Source organism: Paenibacillus borealis, assembly GCF_000758665.1.
Classification (GTDB): Bacteria; Bacillota; Bacilli; order Paenibacillales; family Paenibacillaceae; genus Paenibacillus_AQ; species Paenibacillus_AQ borealis.
Map to the genome: position 1 here is coordinate 6387460 of NZ_CP009285.1, position 20803 is coordinate 6408262.

The following is a 20803-nucleotide window of genomic DNA, read 5'->3' on the forward strand; positions in this document are numbered from 1 at the left end:
TACTTTTACGGACCGTAGAGCTCTTATCCTTTCAAAAAGAGTGCATTTCGCCGTGCTAACGACCGTGGTGCACTTATCACTTCTCTAGCCTATAAATTCTAATATTTCAAAAAAAAGCGGACTGCTGTCTTAAATCGACAGCAGTCCGCTTTATATTTCCCGGGAAAAGTTGTCCGGGTGAATTAATCCTCGTAAGTCAACAGGGTAACCACTTCAATATCAGACAGCTTATTGCGTCCGGCCAGAGCCGTCAGTTCAATCAGGAATGCTGCGCCGACCACCTGTCCGCCAAGCTGCTCCACCAGGCTTACCGAAGTAGCGATCGTGCCGCCGGTAGCGAGCAGATCATCAGCAATCAGAACCTTCTGTCCCGGCTGGATAGCGTCTGTGTGTACGGCAAGGGTATCTTTGCCGTATTCCAGATCGTATCCCACTTCAATCGTCGCGTAAGGAAGCTTGCCGCTTTTGCGGATGGGCACAAAACCGACGCCCAGTGCATACGCCAGCGGTGCACCTACTACAAAGCCGCGCGCCTCCGGTCCGGCAATTATATCAATCTCCAGATGGGCAACAAGCGCCTTAAGCTCATCGATAGCTGCACGGTACTTGGCGCCATCTTTAAGCAGGGTAGTTATATCTTTAAAGCTGATTCCCGGCTGCGGGAAATCCGGAATCACACGAATACTGTCTTTGAAATCCAATAGTCTCATCTCCTAAAAGTTATGAGGACAGGATCATCCTCATCTGAATTCCCTGCAAAAACTCTTATACGGAAAGCAATTACAAAATGCTACGAGGCGCCTAACCGGCGTGACAGCATGAATTCCTGCAATTCGCCGCGGCTGCCTTCCATGAAATACTGTTCCATTTCAGCCGTCTTGCCCAGTCTGACAAAATGCTCTGATGCCGTCAGACTCTTGGCGGCAGGCTGCGTGACAAAGGTGATGCTGCCGCCGCTGCGTTTAATGAAATCAAGCTCATCGAATACATCGAGCATTCTGCCCAGCATACGCACACCCAGTGCAGACTGGCGGCTAAGCCGCAGCAGCACTTCATGCTCAGGGGTTGCGGTAGCTGCGATCGAGGCTATCAATTTATACAACGACTTGAAGTGATCACGGGTAGGAACCTGCAGCCGGTCACGGCCGTCGCGGATCGAATGCAGCAGGGCAATATTCTCTGTGCGTGGAAATGCAGTGAACAGTGCCTCCAGCTGCTCCGGCGTTTCCGGCATATCCAGCAGACAGAGCAGTGTTATCTCTGTTTGGTCACTTCCCGAATCACCTTGATGCAACGGTGAAATCCCGGCATCCTCATCATAGACCCACAGCGACATGCCTTTCAGTTCACGCAGTGGTGACATACGGCTGTTCTGAAATACCGCCGCAGTCTTCACCGGGTTGCTGCCGCTGTAAGAGCGGATCAGCTCCTGGATATGCGCTGCCTGCTTGACTGCATCGGCAGCACCGCGCAGATCGAACAGCTGTGCGGCAGGCACTGCGAGGTCCTGCAGCATCAGCTGAGGCTTGCGTGAGCCGTTCCATTCGTTGACCGACAGCTCCGCCAGCACATCAATAAGGGTACCTGCAGGCAGCAGATCAGCCAGCGGCCCCTTACCGAAGGCTACCGCTTCGATCGTCACCTTGTCCTGCTGCAGGACAAGCTTCAGATGTTTGCCGTCCTGGCCCATCTTGCGGGTTTCCTTCACAGCAGCTCCGCGCAGAATGAATCTCGGCAGCGGGTTAGCCATCCCGAAGGGGGCAAGCCGCTCCAGTTCAAGCGCAGCCTGCAGTGACAAATCAGCTATTGAGACCTCACCGTCTGCAGCCGTCACGGCTACAAAGTCCTCTGGTGTCAGGATAGATGCAGCATATGCGTTAAGCGCTGCATCAAAGTCTTCAAGCTTGTCCTGCGGCAGGCTCATTCCGGCCGCAGCCGGATGCCCGCCGAAATGGTCCATCAATCCGGCACATGAAGACAAGGCCTCATAGATATCCAGCCCGGGAATCGAGCGGGCAGAGCCCTTGCACATTCCTGTATCCGGGTGAATGTCCAGAATAATAACCGGACGGTAATACTTTTCCAGCAGCTTGGAGGCTACAATACCGACTACGCCGACATTCCAGCCCTGCTCAGCGAGCACAATAATATCCGGAAGCCCGGTTTGACTGATTCTCTCCTCCAGTTTGGCCGTAGCTTCCCCAACAATTCTCTCAACGACCAGTTGACGTTCCTTATTCAGGAGGTCAAGCTCTCCGGCAAATTGCTCCGCCTCTTCAGCATCCGAGGTAGTGAGCAGTGTGACCGCCCGTCCTGCATGATCCAGTCTTCCGCTGGCATTAATGCGCGGCGCCATGCCGAAGGCAATATTAACAGCGCTCACAGTACTCATCGTAATTCCGCTGACAGAGAGCAGCGCCCGAATCCCCGGAAACGGCGAATTCCGCATGCTGGTGAGTCCCCGGCGCACAAGACTCCGGTTCTCCCCAAGCAGCGGCATCAGATCTGCAACCGTACCGATTGCGGCGATCTCACACCATTCCTCAGGAACTTCGCTGCCAAGGAGCGCCTCGGCCAGCTTATAAGCAACACCCACTCCGGCGAGACCCTTGAATGGATACGGGCAGTCTGGCAATTTCGGATTAATGAGTGCATAAGCCTCAGGCAGCAGCTCGGGGGGCTCATGATGGTCTGTGACTATAACATCAATGCCCAGCCCGGAAGCGTAGGCAATCTGATGGTAGGCACTAATACCAGTATCCACAGTAATAACGAGAGATACTCCCTGCTGCAGCGCCCAATCAAGCGCATGATTATGCAGACCGTAGCCTTCATTGGAACGATGAGGGATATAAATGTCAAAAGAAGCGCCCAGATGACGCAGAAGATAGATCATCAGCGCAGTACTGGACACCCCGTCTGCATCATAATCGCCATACACCAGAATATGTTCTTCATCTTGCAATGCCTTTCGAATTCGCGGCACAGCCTCAGCCATTCCCTTGAGCAGGAACGGATCATGACTATCCTCTGCTCCGCCATCCATGAATACCCGCGCTTTGTCTGCGGTATTCATGCCTCTTTGCACCAGCAGTGAGGAAAGAAGCGGAGAAATAGAAAGGCTCCGGGCCAGTTCCCCATTTTTCTCGGGATCGGCTGCCGGAGATTGCCATCTTGTTTTTGAATGAAGCAATACAGCTCACCTTTCTCTCACCTTGCAGACTACTGAAGCAGCGTGGGAATATCATTATCCACGAGCTCATGATTGCTTTTATAGGGATAACCCGGATCATACGGCACAACATCCATTTGAACCTCGCCTACATGTACAAACCGGTGCTGCAGCAGCTTCCGGGCGCATTCCGAGATATCCTGGGCTTCCATCACGCTGATCCGCGGATTTACGCTGATCTTGACATGAAGATTCACATAACTGCCTTCCTCCACTGCCTTGAGCTGCTCCACCCGGATGACTCCATGCACACGCTGGACAGTCTCAATGAAGCTGGCTGCCTCCTCGGAAGGAAGCTCCTGAATCTTTTTGCTGTAAACAGAGGAAGTGATTAATGAATAGCCTTTGCGGATAACCAGACATCCGGTCAGCAGCGCGGCAATCGGGTCCATATAGAGCATAGGATGCCAATTGAAATACCCGCCCGTCATGGCCAGAGCGATACCTATAAATACGGTTATGGAAGTATATAGACTGAAACGGTGGTTATCCGCATACGCGGCATGACTGCCATCGTTCTTTTTTTTGGAATAACGGTATTGATATTGAAAGATAGCCTCTTTGAACACAATGCAGATTAAGACAGTAACAAGTGCCGACTGCCCCGGGGCTGATAAATGTCCTCTGGTTAAATCACGAATGGCCGAGAAAGCAATCTGCAGCCCGCCCATAAGAATCAGCACAGAAAAAAGAATGGCTGCCATCGGCTCTTTATTTCGCTGCCCGGCCCGGCTGCCTGATGATCCTGCATACTTGTGTCCCTGCTTCGGGTTCCACGGAATAACCCCAGCCAGCTTGGCGGCGGCATCTGCTCCGGAATAGATGGCATCCCCCATCAATGCTTTGCTGCCTGAAAGATAACCGAAGGCGCCTTTGGCCAGAGCCAGCCCGACATCACTGAGGATTCCGGTCCAGGCAACGGTGTCTCTTGCAGCTAATTGTTTGTCATTCATAACGAGGCCCTCCTTACCACTAGCAAGTAATCTCATGATGATGAAACCAGCTAAGATGCTGATCCAAAGATTCCGAAAAGCCGCGTCGCTTGTGACACGGCTTTCCGGGAAACTTAAGTTTTAGGCTTTGGCCGGGTTGCTCTTTACCGGTGTCTTCTGGCGTTTCTTGAGCAGCAGCCAGAGCGGGCTTGCAATAAAGATCGAAGAATAGGCTCCGAAGAGCAAACCGATTACCATGGCAAGTGAGAACATTTTGATCGACTCTCCGCCCATAATCAGCAGGAAGAATGCGGCAATAAATACCGTAAAGGCTGTATACAGGGAGCGCATGAGGGTCTGGGACACACTCTTATTAACGAGGGACTTAAGATCTTCATACGACTTCTGTTTACCGAACCGCAGGTTCTCGCGGATCCGGTCAAAGATAACGATCGTATCATTGATGGAATAACCGATGATGGTCAGCACCGCGACAATGAAGGTCAAGTCCACCTCCAGACGGAAGATGGAGAAGATCGCTACAACCATAAATGCATCATGGAGCAGCGCCACGATGGAAGCCAGCGCAAACCGCCATTCAAAGCGGATACTTACATAAATAATAATCCCGATACTGGAGAGCAGCACCGAATAGATCGCATTGCGGGCCAATTCCTTAGCCATTTCTGTATCCACTGTGTTGACTTCAAAGGATGCCTTATCGTCAATCTTGGTGATTGCCGCTTTCAGGGTTTCACTTTGAGTGTCATCCAGCTCTTCATCGTAGCGGATGTTAACCCGCTTATCCCCGATGGTAATTGTAGGGTCATGACCAATCCCCGCTTCATCTAAAGCCGGCTGCAGCTGAGCCAGCGTGATGCTCTTGGAGAGGGACACGTCCACGTTGGACCCGGCCTTGAAATCAACGCTGTAATTCAGGCCGAAGGTTGCCAGAAAGACCAGTCCCGCCACAGTAAGGGCGATGGAGAAAATATAGAAAAATTTACTTAAATGTACGAAATCAAGCTCTTTCTTAAAGCGCACTGATGTCACTCTCCTTTACCCCAAATTGCTTCGGCTTTTTGAGTGCGCCGGCTTTAACCAGCACTGTCAGCATCCAGTGGGCAAAATAAAGGTTTGTTACAATACTAAGTACAATTTCCACAATCAGAATCAGCGCGAAGCCTTTAACCGCACCTGTACCGAAGGCGAACATGACAGCCGCTACGATAATAGTGGTTACATTCGCATCCATAACGGTACGGAAGGAGGTCTTGTTACCTGCTTTGACGGAAGACAAAATGCTCTTACCGCTGCGCATTTCTTCCCTGATCCGTTCATTGGTAATGATATTGGCATCGACTGCCATCCCTATACCGAGAATGAACGCGGCGATACCGGGAAGGGTCAAGGTGAAATCAGCTATAACGAACACCAGAATCAGCAGCCAGGTATGAAGAATCAGCGCGAAGCTGGCCAGTACGCCCGGAAGACGGTACATAAACATCATGAATATCAGAATGATCAGGGAACCGACAATACCTGCTCTAACCGTTTGATCAAGTGACTGTTTACCAAGTGTTGCCCCTACGCTCTGGGAATATTTCTCCGTAAGCTTCAGCGGCAAAGCACCGAGATTGATCGTATCGGCGATCTCACGGGCCTCATCTAGTGTATATCCGCCGGAAATGGAAGCCTTACCATCGGTCAGGACTGCCCTAACATAAGGAGGATCGGACAACAATGTCTCATCCAGATAAATGGCGAGCTGCTTACCCAGGAGACGCTCTGTAATTTCAGCAAATTTAGCTTTGTCTTTAATAGAGATACTAATCTCAGGACGGTTGAGATTGTCGCGTTGAACTTCAGCCGCACCTTCAACAAAATCACTGCCTACGAGTTCAATCTTGCTGAAGACTCCAGCTGCATCACCATCAGCGGCACTGCGGAAGGTCAGAACTGCAGGTTCTTTCATTTTCTTGCGGACCTCGGCTTCGTCAGTAACGCCCGCAATCTTCAGACGGATGCGGTCCGTACCTTCGGTTGTAACCTCAGGCTCGCTTGTTCCGAGTGCATTCGCCCGTTTCTCCAGGCTCTCCGCTGTTTTTTGCAGCGAAGCACGGGTCAGGGTTCCTCCCGTATCCATGGGCTCGGCGTGGTACAGAATCTCAAATCCGCCTTTCAGGTCAAGACCTAGACGGACCTTGTCCAGCAGCCCGGGAGTTGTAAGTCCCATGACGCCGGTTAGGACGACCACGGTAATGATAAAGCTCAACATTCTCTTCATGCTCTAGCTAGTTCCCCTTTCATTACTCAATATTCCTATTATAGCTACGTGCGAAATCACCGTCAATTCAGGAGGAATGACGGTGCCGGATTCACACAAAGAAACGGCCGGTTCTGCTTGTGGCGAGAGCCATCCGTTTGGATAGGAACTGTTGAAATACTCTTCTCTTACTTTACTGCTTCCTGTAGCTGTTTGCAAAAGAAAATCGTACCTTTTGGCAAATTAGCACGTCAGTTCAATCCCCGGTAGGCCGCAATGGTCAGATAATTCATATAACTGCCCGATTTCAGCGAATATATATCATTGACCAGTTTATGCAGAGGAGGTCTTCCTTCCTTAACATAGTTACGGCTGATGCAATCCCAAATATCCTTACCGGTCACATATTCATAGCCGAGGAGCCGGAATTCCTCCGCTTTGCTGATGCACATGGCTTCGATTTCTTCACTAAGCTCGTCATATCTCCATTGTTCCGATTCCACGTGTTGACACCTCCAAAGATTCCCCGTTACGAATGCTCAGAGGTAAATATTCGACCTCTCTGCCGTTCTTTCCTTCTTTCAGCCAAAAACTTGTCACATGGAAAGCTTGTCATGGAGTGGACCGGTAGCAGCATATCCTTATACAAGCCTTCTTGGGAGAGAGACAAATTCACCTGCAGTGTTTATCTAATTTGGGAAGAAGGAGTGGCCTTTGAGGAAACAGACCTTTATACAAGGAACATTAATCCTGTTATTTGCAGGCATTATTAACCGGATGCTTGGTTTTATTCCCCGGATTGCCTTGCCGCGGATCATCGGTGCCGAAGGAGTTGGACTATATCAGCTCGGATATCCGTTCTTTATTGTGCTGGTGACTGTCATTACCGGCGGGATCCCGCTGGCAATCGCCAAAATGGTTGCTGAAGCAGAAGGAGAGAACCGTCCGGAGCAGTCCCGCAAAATCCTGCATACGGGCCTCGCGCTCAGCCTGACGCTGGGTATTTTGTTCACCATTGTAGCTCTGCTCAGCGCCTCTTGGGTATCCAGTGTTATTCTGACCGACCGGCGGGTCTATTACACCTTTGTCAGCATGACCCCAATGATCGCAATCGTTGCCGTTTCGTCCATCTACCGCGGATATTTCCAGGGAAGGCAGAATATGCTGCCCTCGGCGTTTTCCTCTGTGCTGGAATCAGTCATCCGAATCTTCTTCATGCTCTGGTTTTCGTGGCTGCTGCTCCCAAAAGGAATCGCTTTTGCGGCGGCAGGTGCGATGCTGGGCGTAACTGTCGGTGAAATTGGCGGAATGATGGCCCTGCTGCTGCAATATTATTATATCGTCAAAAAGGACAAGAATGCGGATCCTCCTGCTGACGGCACGGCAGTTTCCGGTAGTGCTGCAGAGTCCGGAGATCAACCGCAGAGGCCGCCCGACGCCGTGCTTAAGCGGCTGATCGGCATTTCTGTACCTGTGACAGCCGGGCGGCTGATCGGTTCCTTCTCGTATCTGCTCGAATCCATTATTACCGTGCGCAGCCTTGCACTTGCCGGAATAGCTGCTGCAGCCGCAACTGCACAATATGGTTCCCTGCAGGGAATGGTCATCCCGCTGCTGCTGCTGCCGGGTGTCCTCAGCTCCTCGCTGGCCGTGTCCCTCGTCCCTTCCTTATCCGAGGCAGCTGCCCGAAATGACCTGCCCACGATTCATAAAAGAATGCATCAGGCCTTGCGGCTGGCGATGGTCACCGGTGCCCCGTTTGCTGCTGTTATGTACGTTCTTGCCGTACCGTTATGTACAATGATGTACGGCAATGCAGCGGATACGGCACCTATGCTGCGGATGATGGCGCCGTTCGCTTTATTCCTCTATGTTCAGGCTCCGCTGCAGGTTGCCCTTCAGGCAATGGACCGCCCGGGCAAGGCACTGATCAATACGCTGATTGGTGCAGTCGTCAAGATTCTGCTGATCCTGCTGCTCGCCTCCCGGCCGGAGTACGGGATACAAGGAGCCATCGTCGCCATTATTGTCAACAGCCTCCTCGTAACCATGCTGCATGGATACAGTGTTATCCGGCTCACAGCCATGTCCTTAAGATGGTCGGATCCGGTCAAAATCATAGCGGCTACGATCATCATGGCCGCTGGAATGTCGTATGTCTACACCTCAGTTCCCGTCTCCCCGTCACAGTGGATACAGTTTCTGGCTGCCGCTGCCTGCGGGATGGGAGTGTACTTTAGCATCTGCCTGTTATCCGGGCTGATCTCCAGGCGTGATCTGGAGCGTGTGCCCTTCTTCAAACGCTGGCGCAATTAGTGGTTACCGGCGGCTGATCGGGTCAATATAAATCTGCCCTTTATGATCAATCGAGCATAGGAAGACATCGCGGAAATCGGAGACGCCCTTCTGACGGATCTGCGTTCTAAGCCAAAATCTGTTCTTGCCGATCATCTCCAGGTTGCCGTCCTGCACCTTCCCGTCCATAATCAGCGGGATCGGCAGCCCCTCGTAGCGGATTTTATGCTTCGGAAGCTTAACTTTACCGGAACTGTCCGATTTGCCCGATTTTTTTGAGTTGTCTGATTTGTTTGATTTGTCTGACTTATCTGAACCTCCGGAGCTCTCCTGGCCTCCGCTGTTCTGCTCTTTCTGCTCAGCGCTTGAACTGCTGTTTCCGGTCTGATTGGACGAGGATACACCTTTATTCTTCTCAATCACGGTGAGCTGCCCGCTTGTTTCAAGAATGGCAAACTCTACATCTGCCGGACTGTCTATGTTCTGCCCGCGCAGCTGCAGCAGCAGATCATCAATGTTATATCTTTGTTTACGCATTTCGCCCCGGTGGAGCTTACCGTCCGAGATGAGGATACTCGGCTTGCCATCCACCAGCAGGCGCAGCTTCCGGCTCTTCAGACTAAGCTGTGCGACCAATACCTGAATCAGAACCAGTGTTGCCATAGGCACGAACCCGTCATAGATGGGCCGCTCGATATCTTCAATTACAAACACAGCGATCTCAGCAATCATTATGGAAATCGTGAGGTCAAAAACAGACAATTTGCCGATCTCCCGTTTGCCCATGATCCGCATACTCAGGAAAATGAAGATATACATCAGCACGGTCAGAAAGATGTGGGCAGTAATATGCTGGAACAACATATTCTCTTCGCTCCCCTTCCGCTTCTCACCCGGCGGCTTATGACCGTACGGGCGGAGTAATGTACCCCTATTCTGACCTGCCTGCCAAGGGAACATTCGGAAGCCTGCTGATTAATTACTGGTAAAAGTCCAGTCTGCCATTCTTGTACTATTGGGGCAAGCCTTCCCATACAATAATTAGTACCAGCTCAAAGCACAGGAAGTATCGCAAACAAAGAGGGCAAGTGCTGACAAAACTTTTAGGAGGTTTTACCATGTCGTTAATCAGGCGTCTATTCTCATGGAAAATATCTAGTCCTGTATTATCGGGTTTATGCCGGTCGTTCCTGTGGATGCTGCTGGGCGCGTTCGTCCTCTCCCTGTTGCTCTGGGGCAGCGGACTGCAGGAACAGGATCTGACCATGTACACCTATATTGTACACGGCATAGCTGCCGCTTTCGGAGGTTTGACTGCAGGGAGCCGGGCTTCAAGTAAAGGCTGGTATCAGGGAGGTCTCACTGGTGCATTCTATGGATTGATTGTTCTGCTGATCGGATTTTTGGCTCTGGACAGCGCACCCGAAGGGATTGATTTCCTGTGGGTGCTTGCTGCAGCAGGCATTGGTGCACTCGGGGGAATATTTGGGGTTAATTTGCAAAAATCCTAATTAATATAATTTTTCGAAAATTGAAACCTCCCCTTGAAAATATGTTAAACTGAGTTCATCTGACTTCATATGAGGGATTTATCAAGGAGGCTTCGAATGCTTTGCTTTACCAGTCCATGAATCTTGTAGTTGTGTACACCGTTGCCATTGTAGTGGTATTGATTTGGATCGGTGCCCGGCGCAATCCGCTGATGGCTCTAGTTGAAATCGGGAGAGAGCTCCTGCGCTCCTATAAATTCACACTAATCGTTATAGGAATGTTCAGCGTGCTTGCTCTGAATAAATATGAGCTGCAGATCGAGCGTAAGATGCATCTGACCTCGGATTACACAGCCTTTGTCTTTGGTCTTGAGGGCCATTTTGTCAGACATGTGCAAGAGCTGTTCTATACGCCTTGGCTGACCCCAATCATTGTCTTCTTCTATATTTTCATGCTGCAATCGGTGCTCGCCGCCTCGCTCGGAGTCTATCTGCTGGATAAGAACCGCGTGATGCTATATGCGACCTGCTACACGATCATGATCACCTACGCCATTGCCATTCCATTCTATCTGTATTTTCCGGTAAACGAAGTGTGGTCCTATTTGCCCGCAGGGGTGCGGTTTACCATGCTGGATGTTTTTCCGAAGTTCGAACAGGAGTACCGGCCGCTATCCGGCCTGAACAACTGCTTCCCCAGCCTGCATACGGCCATTTCTGTATCCATGGCGCTGCTGGCCTACCGCTCCGGCAACCGCCGCTGGATGGTAATTAGTACAATCTCGGCCGTTACTATCGTATTCGGCATCTTCTATCTCGGCATCCACTGGCTGACCGATATGCTCGGCGGCACTTTGCTGGCTGTCCTGTCCACAACTGTCGCCGTACAGCTTGCCAAACTCACCCTGCGCAGCGGGGAAGAGAGACTGCGGGTACGCAGCCGGGCAACGAATGTCCGTTAACGTTAACACCAGATCCCGAACCTTATAAATGTACAAAAAAAATCGGCGTTCTCTTACGAGAGACGCCGATTTTTATGTAATTTGGTGCAGACAAATCAATCCTTGTCTTCTACTTCCACTACAGCGTGACTGATCGAACCCCGGTCAAAGGTTAATCGGGTCACGTCATTAACCCGCAATACAACGATGTCATCCGAAATCTCCATGATTGTTCCGTGAAGACCCCCGATAGTAACTACCTTATCGCCTTTTTTCAAAGACTTGAGCATTCCGTTGCGTGCTTTGGTTTTCTTCTGCTGCGGACGAATCAGCAGGAAGTAGAAAACAACAAACATAAGTACAAATGGACCTACCAGGCCAAGGATGCTGCCTCCCCCGCCTGAAGCTGCTGCCAGTTGAAATTGTGACATATCATTCCCCCCTTTCCAAAAACTTTAACACATCACTCAGTACTTTTAGAAGCCTTTTAGATTATCATATAATCCGTATTGTGCAAAAAACTCATCGCGAAAATCAAGCAGCCGATCTTCCATGATGGCTTCACGCACTTTACGCATCAATTCCAGCAGGAAGTGTAAATTATGGTATGTCGTTAACCGCAAGCCGAAGGTTTCGTCGGCCTTGATCAGATGGCGCAAATAAGCGCGGGAATAATTCCGGCAGGTGTAGCAATCACACTCCGGATCAAGCGGCCCGAAATCACGGGCATACTGAGCGTTGCGTACAACGAGTCTTCCCTGACTGGTCATCGTCGTTCCATTGCGGGCAATACGGGTAGGCAGAACACAATCGAACATGTCTATTCCGCGGATTGACCCTTCCAGCAGCGCATCCGGTGAACCTACGCCCATTAAATAGCGCGGTTTCCCTTGCGGCAGCAGTGGAACCGTATAATCCAGCACTTCATACATAAGCTGCTTGGACTCTCCGACGCTGAGCCCTCCAATAGCATACCCCGGGAAATCCATGGAAGTCAAATCAGCCGCGCTCTGGCGGCGCAGATCCTCGTGCATGCCCCCCTGTACAATCGCGAACAGCCCCTGATCATTAGGGCGTGCATGGCTCTTAAGGCATCTTTCTGCCCAGCGGGTGGTGCGTTCAAGTGACTTTTTGACATATTCATATTCTGCCGGATAAGGCGGGCATTCATCGAAGGCCATCATAATATCGGAACCGAGTGCATTCTGGACTTCCATCGCCACTTCCGGCGAGAGAAACTTCTTGTCACCATTCAGGTGGGAGCGGAAATGAACGCCTTCTTCGGTGATCTTACGCATGTCGCTCAGCGAGAATACCTGGAAGCCGCCGCTGTCTGTCAGGATCGGCCGGTCCCAGTTCATGAATTTGTGCAGTCCACCGGCTTCGCCGATAATCTCATGGCCCGGACGAAGGAACAGATGATAGGTATTGCTCAGAATAATCTGCGCATTCATTTGCTTAAGCTCTTCAGGACTCATTGTCTTAACGGTGGCTTGTGTACCTACCGGCATAAAGGTCGGTGTTTCAATAATTCCGTGCGGAGTGTGGACTCTTCCGAGCCGTGCTCCGGACTGCTTACAGGTCTTAATATGTTCGTAAGTGATTGCTGCCATAAGTTTAACCCTTCCTCTTGCTTAATAAATGAACATTGCATCGCCAAAGCTGAAGAACCGGTACTGCTGCTTAATCGCTTCTTCATAGGCGGCGAGAATATGCTCCCGGCCGGCTAAAGCGCTCACCAGCATGACCAAAGTTGACTTCGGCAGATGGAAATTAGTAATCAGTGCATTGACGACAGTGAATTCGTAGCCGGGATAGATAAAAATATCCGTCCAGCCGCTTGATGCCTTCAGCGGTTCGCCCGCCGCTTGTCTTCCCGCCGTCTCAAGGGTCCGGCAGGAGGTGGTGCCGACAGCGATAATTCTTCCGCCTCTGGCTCTCGCGGCGTTCAGCATATCTGCCGTCTCTTGGGATAATTCGTAATATTCGGCATGCATCACATGCTCTTCCACCGTTTCTACAGACATCGGACGGAATGTGCCAAGACCTACGTGCAGGGTAATATAAGCGATATTCACGCCGATCGCTGCAATCTGCTCCAGCAGTTCTTTGGTGAAATGCAGTCCGGCCGTCGGCGCAGCCGCCGATCCTTCATGCCGCGCATAGACCGTCTGATAACGTTCACGGTCACTCAGAGTTTCCTTGATGTACGGGGGAAGCGGCATCGATCCGAGCCTGTCCAGAATCTCCTGGAAGATTCCCTGATAGATGAAGCGCAGCGTCCGGCCGCCCATATCCGCTTCATCCTCTATTACGGCACGAAGCTCTTCGCTGAAGATAATCACAGCTCCGGTCTTCAGCTTCTTGCCGGGCTTGACCAGCGCTTCCCAGCGGTCTTCACCAAGATTCTTCAGCAGCAGAACCTCTGCCTTGGCTCCGGTATCTTCTTTGACACCGAACAGTCTGGCAGGGATAACCCTCGTATCATTCAGTACCAGTGTATCTCCGGGACGGAATTGCTGCAGTATATCTGTGAAATGTCCGTGTTCCAGTTGACCGTTCTCTTTGTTTACGAGCAGCAGTCTGGATGAACTGCGGTCCGCAAGCGGAGTCTGGGCAATCAGTTCCTCGGGTAAATTGAAATCATAATTGTCTACATTCATGATGGGTCTTCATTCCTTAACTATAGTAACGTTATTAAAATAGTGTTGCAATATTTGACGATAATCATACCCGTTATCCGCCATGCCCTTTACGCCCCATTGGGACATGCCCAGGCCGTGCCCGTTGCCCCAGCCGATGAAGTAGAATCCGGGGCTGCTGGTGACCACTCTGGAGGATTGATTAGCGCCCATAACTACGGTTCCGCTGCCATTTGCAGTCACTTTGCCGGATGCAGAGAGCACGCCGGCGCTTGCCACACTGCCGATAGTGGCTGTAGAGCCGTCAGCGCCTAGTACAGTATAACTGCCTGCAGGCACAATATCAAACAAAGTACTAGGCAATCCGCCAAAGGAAGAGCGGAATAAATCCGGGTATTTCACCTGCAGAATCTGGCCGTTCGCCTTGACCTCCACCGCTCTCCCGGAAGGGCCGCGCTTAGTAACCTGGAGACTGGTTATGGAAGAAGGAAGAGCATTGCTTGTTTTGCCGGACAGGCTTTTGAGCAGCTCTGCCGAGGAATAAGGCCCTTTGATCCAGCTATAGCTGCCGGATTCATAGACCTGACCCAGTACTACGGCGTTATCGCCGGGGTTCAGCTTGCCTGCGGGAGTAACACTGCTCTCAATAATAGGCAAAGGCCGGATGTTAACATCCTTGGTAGTTGCCGTAGCCAGCGGAAGTCCTGCCGCTGTTGTATTCCCGGTCAATTTGATATTGTCTTCACGGGCATATCCGGAAATACCGCTGTCCAGCAGTACATAATACCACTTCTTAGATGAAGCAACTGCCGCACTATCCTCGGGGCTGGCTACACTGACGAAGGTATCGCCGCCGTTGTTCCATACTTCAGACGGATCTGCGGTTACGCCGCCGCCGTTAGAGGAGAATACAGCTTCTACTACTTTGCCGCCGCTCATCAGCACTTCGCCTGCGGTAGCATCCACAGCCTTAGTAATGACAGGAGCTTCAGCGGTGATGCCGTTATATACCTGACTTAGCGTGGTGTCGACAACATTGGCTACATCAAAGCGGTTGCCTTGGGCCAGCGCATAGCTGCGGGCTGCGACCGCCTGGGCTTTGAGCGCTTCTTCCGGCCAGCCGGATGAAACTTCCCCTCCGACAACCGCATACAGATATTGCTCCAGCGGCACCAAGTTGATTACAGACAATGAACCGTTCAGATTGCCCAGCTCCAGATTGCCGCGGTAAGTGCGCTTGGATCTCTCCGTAAGCAGTATACCCTTCTCATTACCGGCGGCCGTGAACTTCGCGTCGCTTCCGGACAATAGATAATGGAAGGCCTGAACTTCACTGCTGAAGTCAAGTCCCGCATCCATCCGGATAATTAGTCCCGCAGTACCTGCCGCCACCGGCGACAGAACTAGCTGCGGAAGCAGTGTAGCTGCTGAGGCAGAGACCGCTGCAAGATCACTGTCGCTTGCCGCTTCGCCTGCCCAAACCTCAGTCCGTGCACTGCCGTCCGTTCCGGACACGAATACCGGCCAGGCGTCGAACCCTGCAGCGGTAAGGCTGCCGACAACCGCCTGTGCTTCCTCCAGCGTCGCGTAGGAGCCTGCGGACAGATGTTTGGTCCCGGCAACCGCCGGGGTCTGTCCTTCCGGAAAGCTTAATCCGGCTTTCATTACAGAGGTCAGCCCGGATTTGGCAGCAGCTTCACTGGCATAGCTTCCAGTGTATAGCTGATACACCTTGGCTCCGCCCCGAGATGCCATGAACAGCTGGGGTTTATCGGAGGTAGCCTGCAGCTTCTTGGCTGCATCCGCCGCCACCTGCCAGGTTGGCGTTTCCAGCACCTTTACCCGGTAACCGTCCAGACTGACGCGGACTTTGTTCTGCGCTGGAACCGACAGCAGAGGTGTTCCCGCCTGCGAGAGCAGGCTGAATCCCAAATCGGACTGCAGTGTGACCAGCGGTACAGTAGATTTATATTTGCTGCCAATATCGGCATAAAGTGCAACCCGGATCGTCCCGCCGGAATCGGCGTGAGTGGTGCCTGCTGGAGTCAGAACGCTGGCTGCAGCAAGCAGCGCCGCCAGTGCCCCCCGTCCCAGCAGCCCTTTCCCCGTTTCTTTCCACTTGGCAAGGTTCATTGTAGGCCTCCTAAAAGTTTTGAGAGTATCTGTTTCCTGACCGGGCTTCGTTCAAATCTTGCTCCGGAATACGTGTAGGCTTAATCAGATTGTTGTACGTATTACAACTTTGCTTCCCGGATACCAGGGTGTTTGGACAGATTGTTGTAGGAAATACAAGATTTGTCCCAATAAACCGCTTGGCGGAAAAAAAATGCTGCATTTCATACAACAATGTTGGATTATGGCCGAGATCATGCGGGAAATGTTGTAATATGTGCAGGATTTTATATAACATATGCTCTTCTGAACCGGCAGACTCAGTTCTGCTGCGGGGGAAGCGGAAGTCCCAGATGATGATAGGCCGCAGGGGTAACGATGCGTCCGCGCGGCGTGCGCTGCAGGAAACCGATCTGCAGCAGATAAGGCTCGTATACGTCCTCGATGGTCTGGCTCTCCTCGCCTATCGTAGCAGCGATGGTATCGAGCCCGACCGGTCCGCCGCGGAAGGAGCTGATCATCGACTGCAGCATCTTATGGTCGATGCTGTCCAGGCCCCGGGGATCTACCTGAAGCATCTTCAGCGATTCACCGGCAATCTCCGGCGTAATGATGCCGTCGCCGCGGACCTGCGCATAATCGCGCACCCGCTTCAGCAGGCGGTTGGCAATCCGCGGTGTCCCGCGGGCCCGCAGGGCAATCTCTTCAGCGGCATCGCCCAGTATCTCGATGCCGAGCAGTTCGGCGTTGCGGGACACGATGAAGCTCAGCTCATCGATGGTGTAATACTCCAGCCGGCTGACTACGCCGAAGCGGTCGCGCAGCGGAGCGGACAGCAGCCCCGCGCGTGTCGTTGCTCCAATCAGCGTGAAGGGCGGCAGGTCCAGCCGCACCGAGCGGGCGCTTGGCCCTTTGCCGATCATAATATCCAGCGCGAAATCCTCCATCGCCGGATACATAACCTCTTCCACCGTGCGGTGCAGGCGGTGGATCTCGTCAATGAACAGCACATCGCCTTCCTGGAGGTTGGTCAGCAGCGCCGCCAGATCGCCGGGCCGCTCAATCGCCGGACCGGAAGTGGTCCGCAGATTCACACCCAGCTCGTTGGCAATAATATTGGCCAGTGTAGTCTTGCCCAGGCCCGGAGGCCCGTACAGCAGTACATGATCCAGCGCTTCGCTGCGCATCTTGGCTGCTTCTATATATATTTTCAGGTTTTCTTTAACCTGATTCTGGCCGATGTATTCCCCCAGGTAACGGGGCCGCAGGCTTAATTCGACCGCCTGCTCGTCCATCATCAGATTTGCCGATATAATCCGGTCATCCATTATTCCTCACTCCGTTCTTCGGGGACCTATTTGGCTATAAAGAGCAGCCCCAGCGCCTTCTTCATCAGCACGTCAACCGGTCCGGTATCCGTTCCTTCTTTCTTCATCGTCAGCCACACACGGTCCAGCTCGGTATCGGTATACCCCAGCGCCTTCAGGGCGTCCCGGGCCTCTTCCCACGGAAGTGCCTCGGCCTTGGCCTGGGCTTCAGCTGCTACTGCGAACAGCCCTGTATGCAGGGCAGCTCCGCCGAAGCCGTCCAGCTTATCCTTCAGATCCAGAATCATCCGCTGCGCCGTCTTCTTGCCGATGCCCGGCAGCTTCGTCAGGAAGGTGATATTCTCCTGATAGATGGCCGAGATCAGCTGATCCGGTGTTCCGCCGGTCAGAATGCCCAGCGCCACACGCGGTCCGATACCCGACACTTCAATCAGCTTGCGGAACAGCTTCTGTTCCTCACGGGTCGGGAACCCGAACAGGAGCGTAGCATCCTCACGGGTCTGATAATGAATGAAGATGGTCACCGGACCCTCCACCTTGGCAAATGCATACGGATTCGGGCAGAAGACCCGGTATCCGACGCCTTGAACATCCAGCACGACATATTCTGATTCCAAATGTACAACCGGTCCTCTTAGGAAATCTATCATTTTCGCAATACCTCATTTAGTTTGGAATTAAGACTCACGGAATGGGCGTGGCATACGGCCACCGCCAGTGCATCCGCCACATCATCGGGCTTCGGTACAGCCGACAGCTTAAGGAGCAGCTTGACCATCTCCTGAACCTGTTTCTTCTCAGCCTTGCCGTACCCTACTACTGCCTGCTTCACCATCATAGGGGTGTATTCCGCGACCGGAAGCCCGCGCTGCACGGCCGCCAGAATCAGCACCCCGCGCGCCTGCGCCACCGGAAGGGCCGTCGTCACATTGCGGCTGAAGAACAGCTTCTCTACCGCTACCGCATCCGGCTTATATTTATCGATCAGCTGCACCATGCCTTCATAGACATGCAGCAGACGTTCCTCTTCCGGTGTATGCGCCTCGGTCTGGATACAGCCGTATTGTACCGGTGTCAATTTGTTTCCTGTTTTATCTACAAAACCAAAGCCGACAATCGCCAGCCCCGGATCAATCCCCAAGATGCGCAAGATCCTTCTCTCTCCTCTGTGCCAGGGCAGAATACCCCTGCGGGTTCATCCATGAATCCGCCCTAAAGCGAACATATGTATTCCTTCTACCCATTATAGCAAAAAAAGTTTCCCCGGGGAGACAAAAACTTTGTCCCGGAGAAATTAAAATCAGGACTCTATTTCAGACAAAAAGGCCCGCGAGCGTCCTGCCCGCGAGCCTTCAAACAGTTATTACTTTCATTTTCATTCCGCATGCATCACCTGTTCCGCCGAATCCCGCGCGTAGTCGCTGAAGGTAGACAGCACACTGTTGTACTCCTCCATATCCTGCACCCGGATGCCTTGATGAAGCTGATCCCAGATTCCCTCCGGCAGTGAAGATTTCATCGAGCCCATATCCAGCTGGAAGAAGGTCTTCATTACCTTCTCCGACGCCGGCGGTCCTTTGAACAGTGTCAGATTCCCCTGCTCGTCCACACCGAAATAGGCTTCTTTCTTGGTGAGCGGCGACAGATCATTAACTCTCTGCTCCAGCCACAGGTCGCCCTCCCGGCTAAGCCAGCCGCTCCAGCCGGAATGCTGTGCAATCAGCACCTTAAGCTGGGACGGGTTCCTGTTCCCGGGGAGCGTCTGCACTTCTTCTCCGGAGACATAGATGGTCTTCAAATGCACTGTCCGGCTGACCGGCTCCCGGCTGACTGCTTCCAGTAGCCCCTTGCTGTCCAGTATAGCGGCTCTCTCTTCCTCGTCAGACTCTATATGATTATAAACGGCTGCCACAGCCGGCATACTGCCACCGGCCTCCTTGGTCTGCTCCATCGTTGCGTCTAGAGTTCCGGGTAACGTCCAGGCCGAATGATCCAGCAGTGCGCTGATTTCTTCCGGAACCTGCATGCCCCGCCAGGCCAGCACCGTAAGCACGATGCATGCCGCTCCCACCCAGGGAGCCTTTTTCCAACGTCTCCACCGCCGCCACAGTTGTTTTTTCAAGCGAAAAGCATTCACGTTAATCCCTTCATTCTGGTTTTTTCCTATTGTGACCTGTGAAGGGAGCATTTATGCGCCTGTGCTTGAAATTCATCCCAACCCGCAATTTAATCTGTGTTCAGCGGATTCTCAATGGCTCCGAGAAACAGCACTACCCGGGTCTGCACATCTCTGATCATGAACAGAAACGGCCGGTTGACCGTCATTTCAAAGGGCGTATCTGCCGGAGGGGCTGACCCTGCAAGCATCTCGATCACAGTGGAAGCCGCCGCCTCCGTCCCCCGTTCATTCACATCGATGTAGGTTTTGTGGATGACCTTGCTGAAGTATACCGGAAGCCCAAGATCGGCCAGCAAGGAGAAATCGCCAAGGTCCGGATCGAAGGCCCGCTTCACTCCCAGGGCCTGAAGAGCGTCTGCAAGCTCTGTCCCGTAGCTGGCTGTAAACCGCGGCAGCCGAAGCGTACCTTGGGTACTGGCAAAGCCATCATCAAGAAGCGGGAGCTTGCCCGCCGCAAGCTGATCTGCAAGCTCCTGCAGGGAGGAGTCCTCGCCTGGAAGAACCACCAGCATCTCCATCTGGCCCTCTCCATAAGGAAGCTTCACAGCCTGCCAATCCTCATTCTCTGCATACTGGAAATACCCGCTCCGCTTCATCATCACCGCCTGCACGGCCGTTCCGTCCGGGGGATAGAAATCTGCTGGCTCTGTAGCCTCTTCCGGGAAGATATCACTCCAGCCGCCTTTGAAATACAGCGCGTTGACAAGCACCGCGACAGCCCGCTGTCCCGGCGGCTCCGTGAGCATTTCATTGATTCTATGCTCCGTGTGTTCCGAGACCCAATCATTGATCTGCGTGACGGACTTCCGGGCAGTCAGGTCTGTGGTCTTGATCTCCGCATTATAGAAGTCCTTGCCGGTCTTGAGATAATCCTTGCGCAGCGGCAAACCCTTCATGCCCCAGACCGAGTTCGCAATCTTCAGCTGAACCCCCGGTCCCCCGTCAGTCAGTAGCTGCAGCAATGCCTGATGGGCGGCGTTCAGCTTCTGCCGCTCTTCAGGCGCATAACCGAGCAGCGTCCCCAGCTCCTCGGCCGTCTCTCCGGCGCTGCCGTTATACGCAAGGGCCAGAGCGGCGGCCACACTGTAAGGTGACACCGACAGATTCCCGCCGCCCTGCTTCCACAACTGGCCAAACAGCTTCGCGCCCAGCCGGTTGCTTCTCTCAGCCAGCCCGGAATCAAGTCCAGCTGCGGCTGCCTGTCTCTCCGAGTAACTCATTGGTGAACCTCCTTCACTGCAGCCGGCCAGCAGAAGCACGGCTAACAAGAGTACGGATATTCTTCTTCCCATTCTTATTTCCCCCTTAAGTTCATCCGAAGCGGTAAAGGATCTGTATACGAGAGTCCCCTTTCCATTCATGGACGTCCCCTGCTTGGGAAAAGTT

The 20803-nt window shown here is 52.7% G+C and carries 19 protein-coding genes; 3 read left to right on the forward strand and 16 right to left on the reverse strand.

Annotated elements, in window-relative coordinates:
* Positions 1–182: 182 nt before the first annotated feature.
* The 6 genes from PBOR_RS27035 to PBOR_RS27060 form a co-directional block, all read right to left on the reverse strand.
* Positions 183–701, reverse strand: a complete 519-nt coding sequence (locus tag PBOR_RS27035) for an adenine phosphoribosyltransferase (RefSeq protein ID WP_042216991.1) — start codon at positions 699–701, stop codon at positions 183–185.
* Positions 702–790: 89 nt separating this feature from the next.
* The gene (gene recJ / locus PBOR_RS27040; protein WP_042216992.1) at positions 791–3193 is read right to left on the reverse strand and encodes a single-stranded-DNA-specific exonuclease RecJ; all 2403 of its coding nucleotides are present in this window, start codon (positions 3191–3193) and stop codon (positions 791–793) included.
* A 29-nt stretch (positions 3194–3222) separates the two neighbouring features.
* Positions 3223–4185, reverse strand: coding sequence for a cation diffusion facilitator family transporter (locus tag PBOR_RS27045; protein ID WP_042216993.1), 963 nt, complete (start codon positions 4183–4185; stop codon positions 3223–3225).
* A gap of 120 nt (positions 4186–4305) precedes the next feature.
* Positions 4306–5208, reverse strand: coding sequence for a protein translocase subunit SecF (secF, locus tag PBOR_RS27050; RefSeq protein ID WP_042216996.1), 903 nt, complete (start codon positions 5206–5208; stop codon positions 4306–4308).
* Complete coding sequence (secD, locus tag PBOR_RS27055; RefSeq protein ID WP_042216997.1) at positions 5198–6451, reverse strand: protein translocase subunit SecD; 1254 nt, start codon at positions 6449–6451, stop codon at positions 5198–5200. Before secD ends, secF begins: the two co-directional genes overlap by 11 nt.
* 230 nt (positions 6452–6681) lie before the next feature.
* The gene (locus PBOR_RS27060; RefSeq protein WP_042216998.1) at positions 6682–6933 is read right to left on the reverse strand and encodes a post-transcriptional regulator; all 252 of its coding nucleotides are present in this window, start codon (positions 6931–6933) and stop codon (positions 6682–6684) included.
* Positions 6934–7144: 211 nt separating this feature from the next.
* Between PBOR_RS27060 and spoVB the strand changes: the two genes are divergently transcribed.
* Positions 7145–8746: a stage V sporulation protein B gene (gene spoVB, locus PBOR_RS27065; protein ID WP_042216999.1), complete on the forward strand. Its 1602-nt coding sequence runs from the start codon at positions 7145–7147 to the stop codon at positions 8744–8746.
* A gap of 3 nt (positions 8747–8749) precedes the next feature.
* Here spoVB and PBOR_RS27070 read toward each other — a convergent pair whose 3' ends face one another.
* Positions 8750–9586 (reverse strand): YetF domain-containing protein, encoded by an 837-nt coding sequence (locus tag PBOR_RS27070; RefSeq protein ID WP_425415553.1) that lies wholly within the window; start codon positions 9584–9586, stop codon positions 8750–8752.
* A 257-nt stretch (positions 9587–9843) separates the two neighbouring features.
* On the opposite strand from PBOR_RS27070, the gene PBOR_RS27075 reads away from it, so the two are divergent.
* Both PBOR_RS27075 and PBOR_RS27080 read left to right on the forward strand, forming a co-directional pair.
* Positions 9844–10236, forward strand: coding sequence for a TIGR04086 family membrane protein (locus PBOR_RS27075; protein WP_042217000.1), 393 nt, complete (start codon positions 9844–9846; stop codon positions 10234–10236).
* Between the two features lie 116 nt (positions 10237–10352).
* Positions 10353–11177 carry a phosphatase PAP2 family protein gene (locus PBOR_RS27080; RefSeq protein ID WP_042217001.1) on the forward strand — a complete coding sequence of 275 codons (825 nt, stop codon included), beginning with the start codon at positions 10353–10355 and terminating at the stop codon, positions 11175–11177.
* Positions 11178–11272: 95 nt separating this feature from the next.
* Here the strand turns inward: PBOR_RS27080 and yajC are convergent, their stop codons facing one another.
* From yajC to PBOR_RS27125, 9 genes are all read right to left on the reverse strand, one after another.
* Entirely contained in the window at positions 11273–11587 is a 315-nt protein-coding gene (gene yajC / locus PBOR_RS27085; protein ID WP_042217002.1) for a preprotein translocase subunit YajC, read from the reverse strand.
* Between the two features lie 45 nt (positions 11588–11632).
* Positions 11633–12769 (reverse strand): tRNA guanosine(34) transglycosylase Tgt, encoded by a 1137-nt coding sequence (tgt, locus tag PBOR_RS27090; protein ID WP_042139546.1) that lies wholly within the window; start codon positions 12767–12769, stop codon positions 11633–11635.
* Between the two features lie 21 nt (positions 12770–12790).
* Entirely contained in the window at positions 12791–13819 is a 1029-nt protein-coding gene (queA, locus tag PBOR_RS27095) for a tRNA preQ1(34) S-adenosylmethionine ribosyltransferase-isomerase QueA (protein ID WP_042217003.1), read from the reverse strand.
* Positions 13820–13828: 9 nt separating this feature from the next.
* Entirely contained in the window at positions 13829–15931 is a 2103-nt protein-coding gene (locus tag PBOR_RS27100) for a SpoIID/LytB domain-containing protein (RefSeq protein ID WP_042217004.1), read from the reverse strand.
* A 299-nt stretch (positions 15932–16230) separates the two neighbouring features.
* The gene (gene ruvB / locus PBOR_RS27105; protein ID WP_042217005.1) at positions 16231–17238 is read right to left on the reverse strand and encodes a Holliday junction branch migration DNA helicase RuvB; all 1008 of its coding nucleotides are present in this window, start codon (positions 17236–17238) and stop codon (positions 16231–16233) included.
* A gap of 26 nt (positions 17239–17264) precedes the next feature.
* On the reverse strand, positions 17265–17888 hold the full coding sequence (gene ruvA, locus PBOR_RS27110) for a Holliday junction branch migration protein RuvA (RefSeq protein WP_042217006.1): 624 nt from the start codon (positions 17886–17888) through the stop codon (positions 17265–17267).
* The gene (gene ruvC / locus PBOR_RS27115; protein ID WP_042217007.1) at positions 17885–18388 is read right to left on the reverse strand and encodes a crossover junction endodeoxyribonuclease RuvC; all 504 of its coding nucleotides are present in this window, start codon (positions 18386–18388) and stop codon (positions 17885–17887) included. Before ruvC ends, ruvA begins: the two co-directional genes overlap by 4 nt.
* A gap of 225 nt (positions 18389–18613) precedes the next feature.
* Positions 18614–19309 carry a BofC C-terminal domain-containing protein gene (locus PBOR_RS27120; RefSeq protein ID WP_052429649.1) on the reverse strand — a complete coding sequence of 232 codons (696 nt, stop codon included), beginning with the start codon at positions 19307–19309 and terminating at the stop codon, positions 18614–18616.
* Between the two features lie 155 nt (positions 19310–19464).
* On the reverse strand, positions 19465–20709 hold the full coding sequence (locus PBOR_RS27125) for a serpin family protein (protein WP_042217009.1): 1245 nt from the start codon (positions 20707–20709) through the stop codon (positions 19465–19467).
* Between the last annotated feature and the right edge of the window lie 94 nt (positions 20710–20803).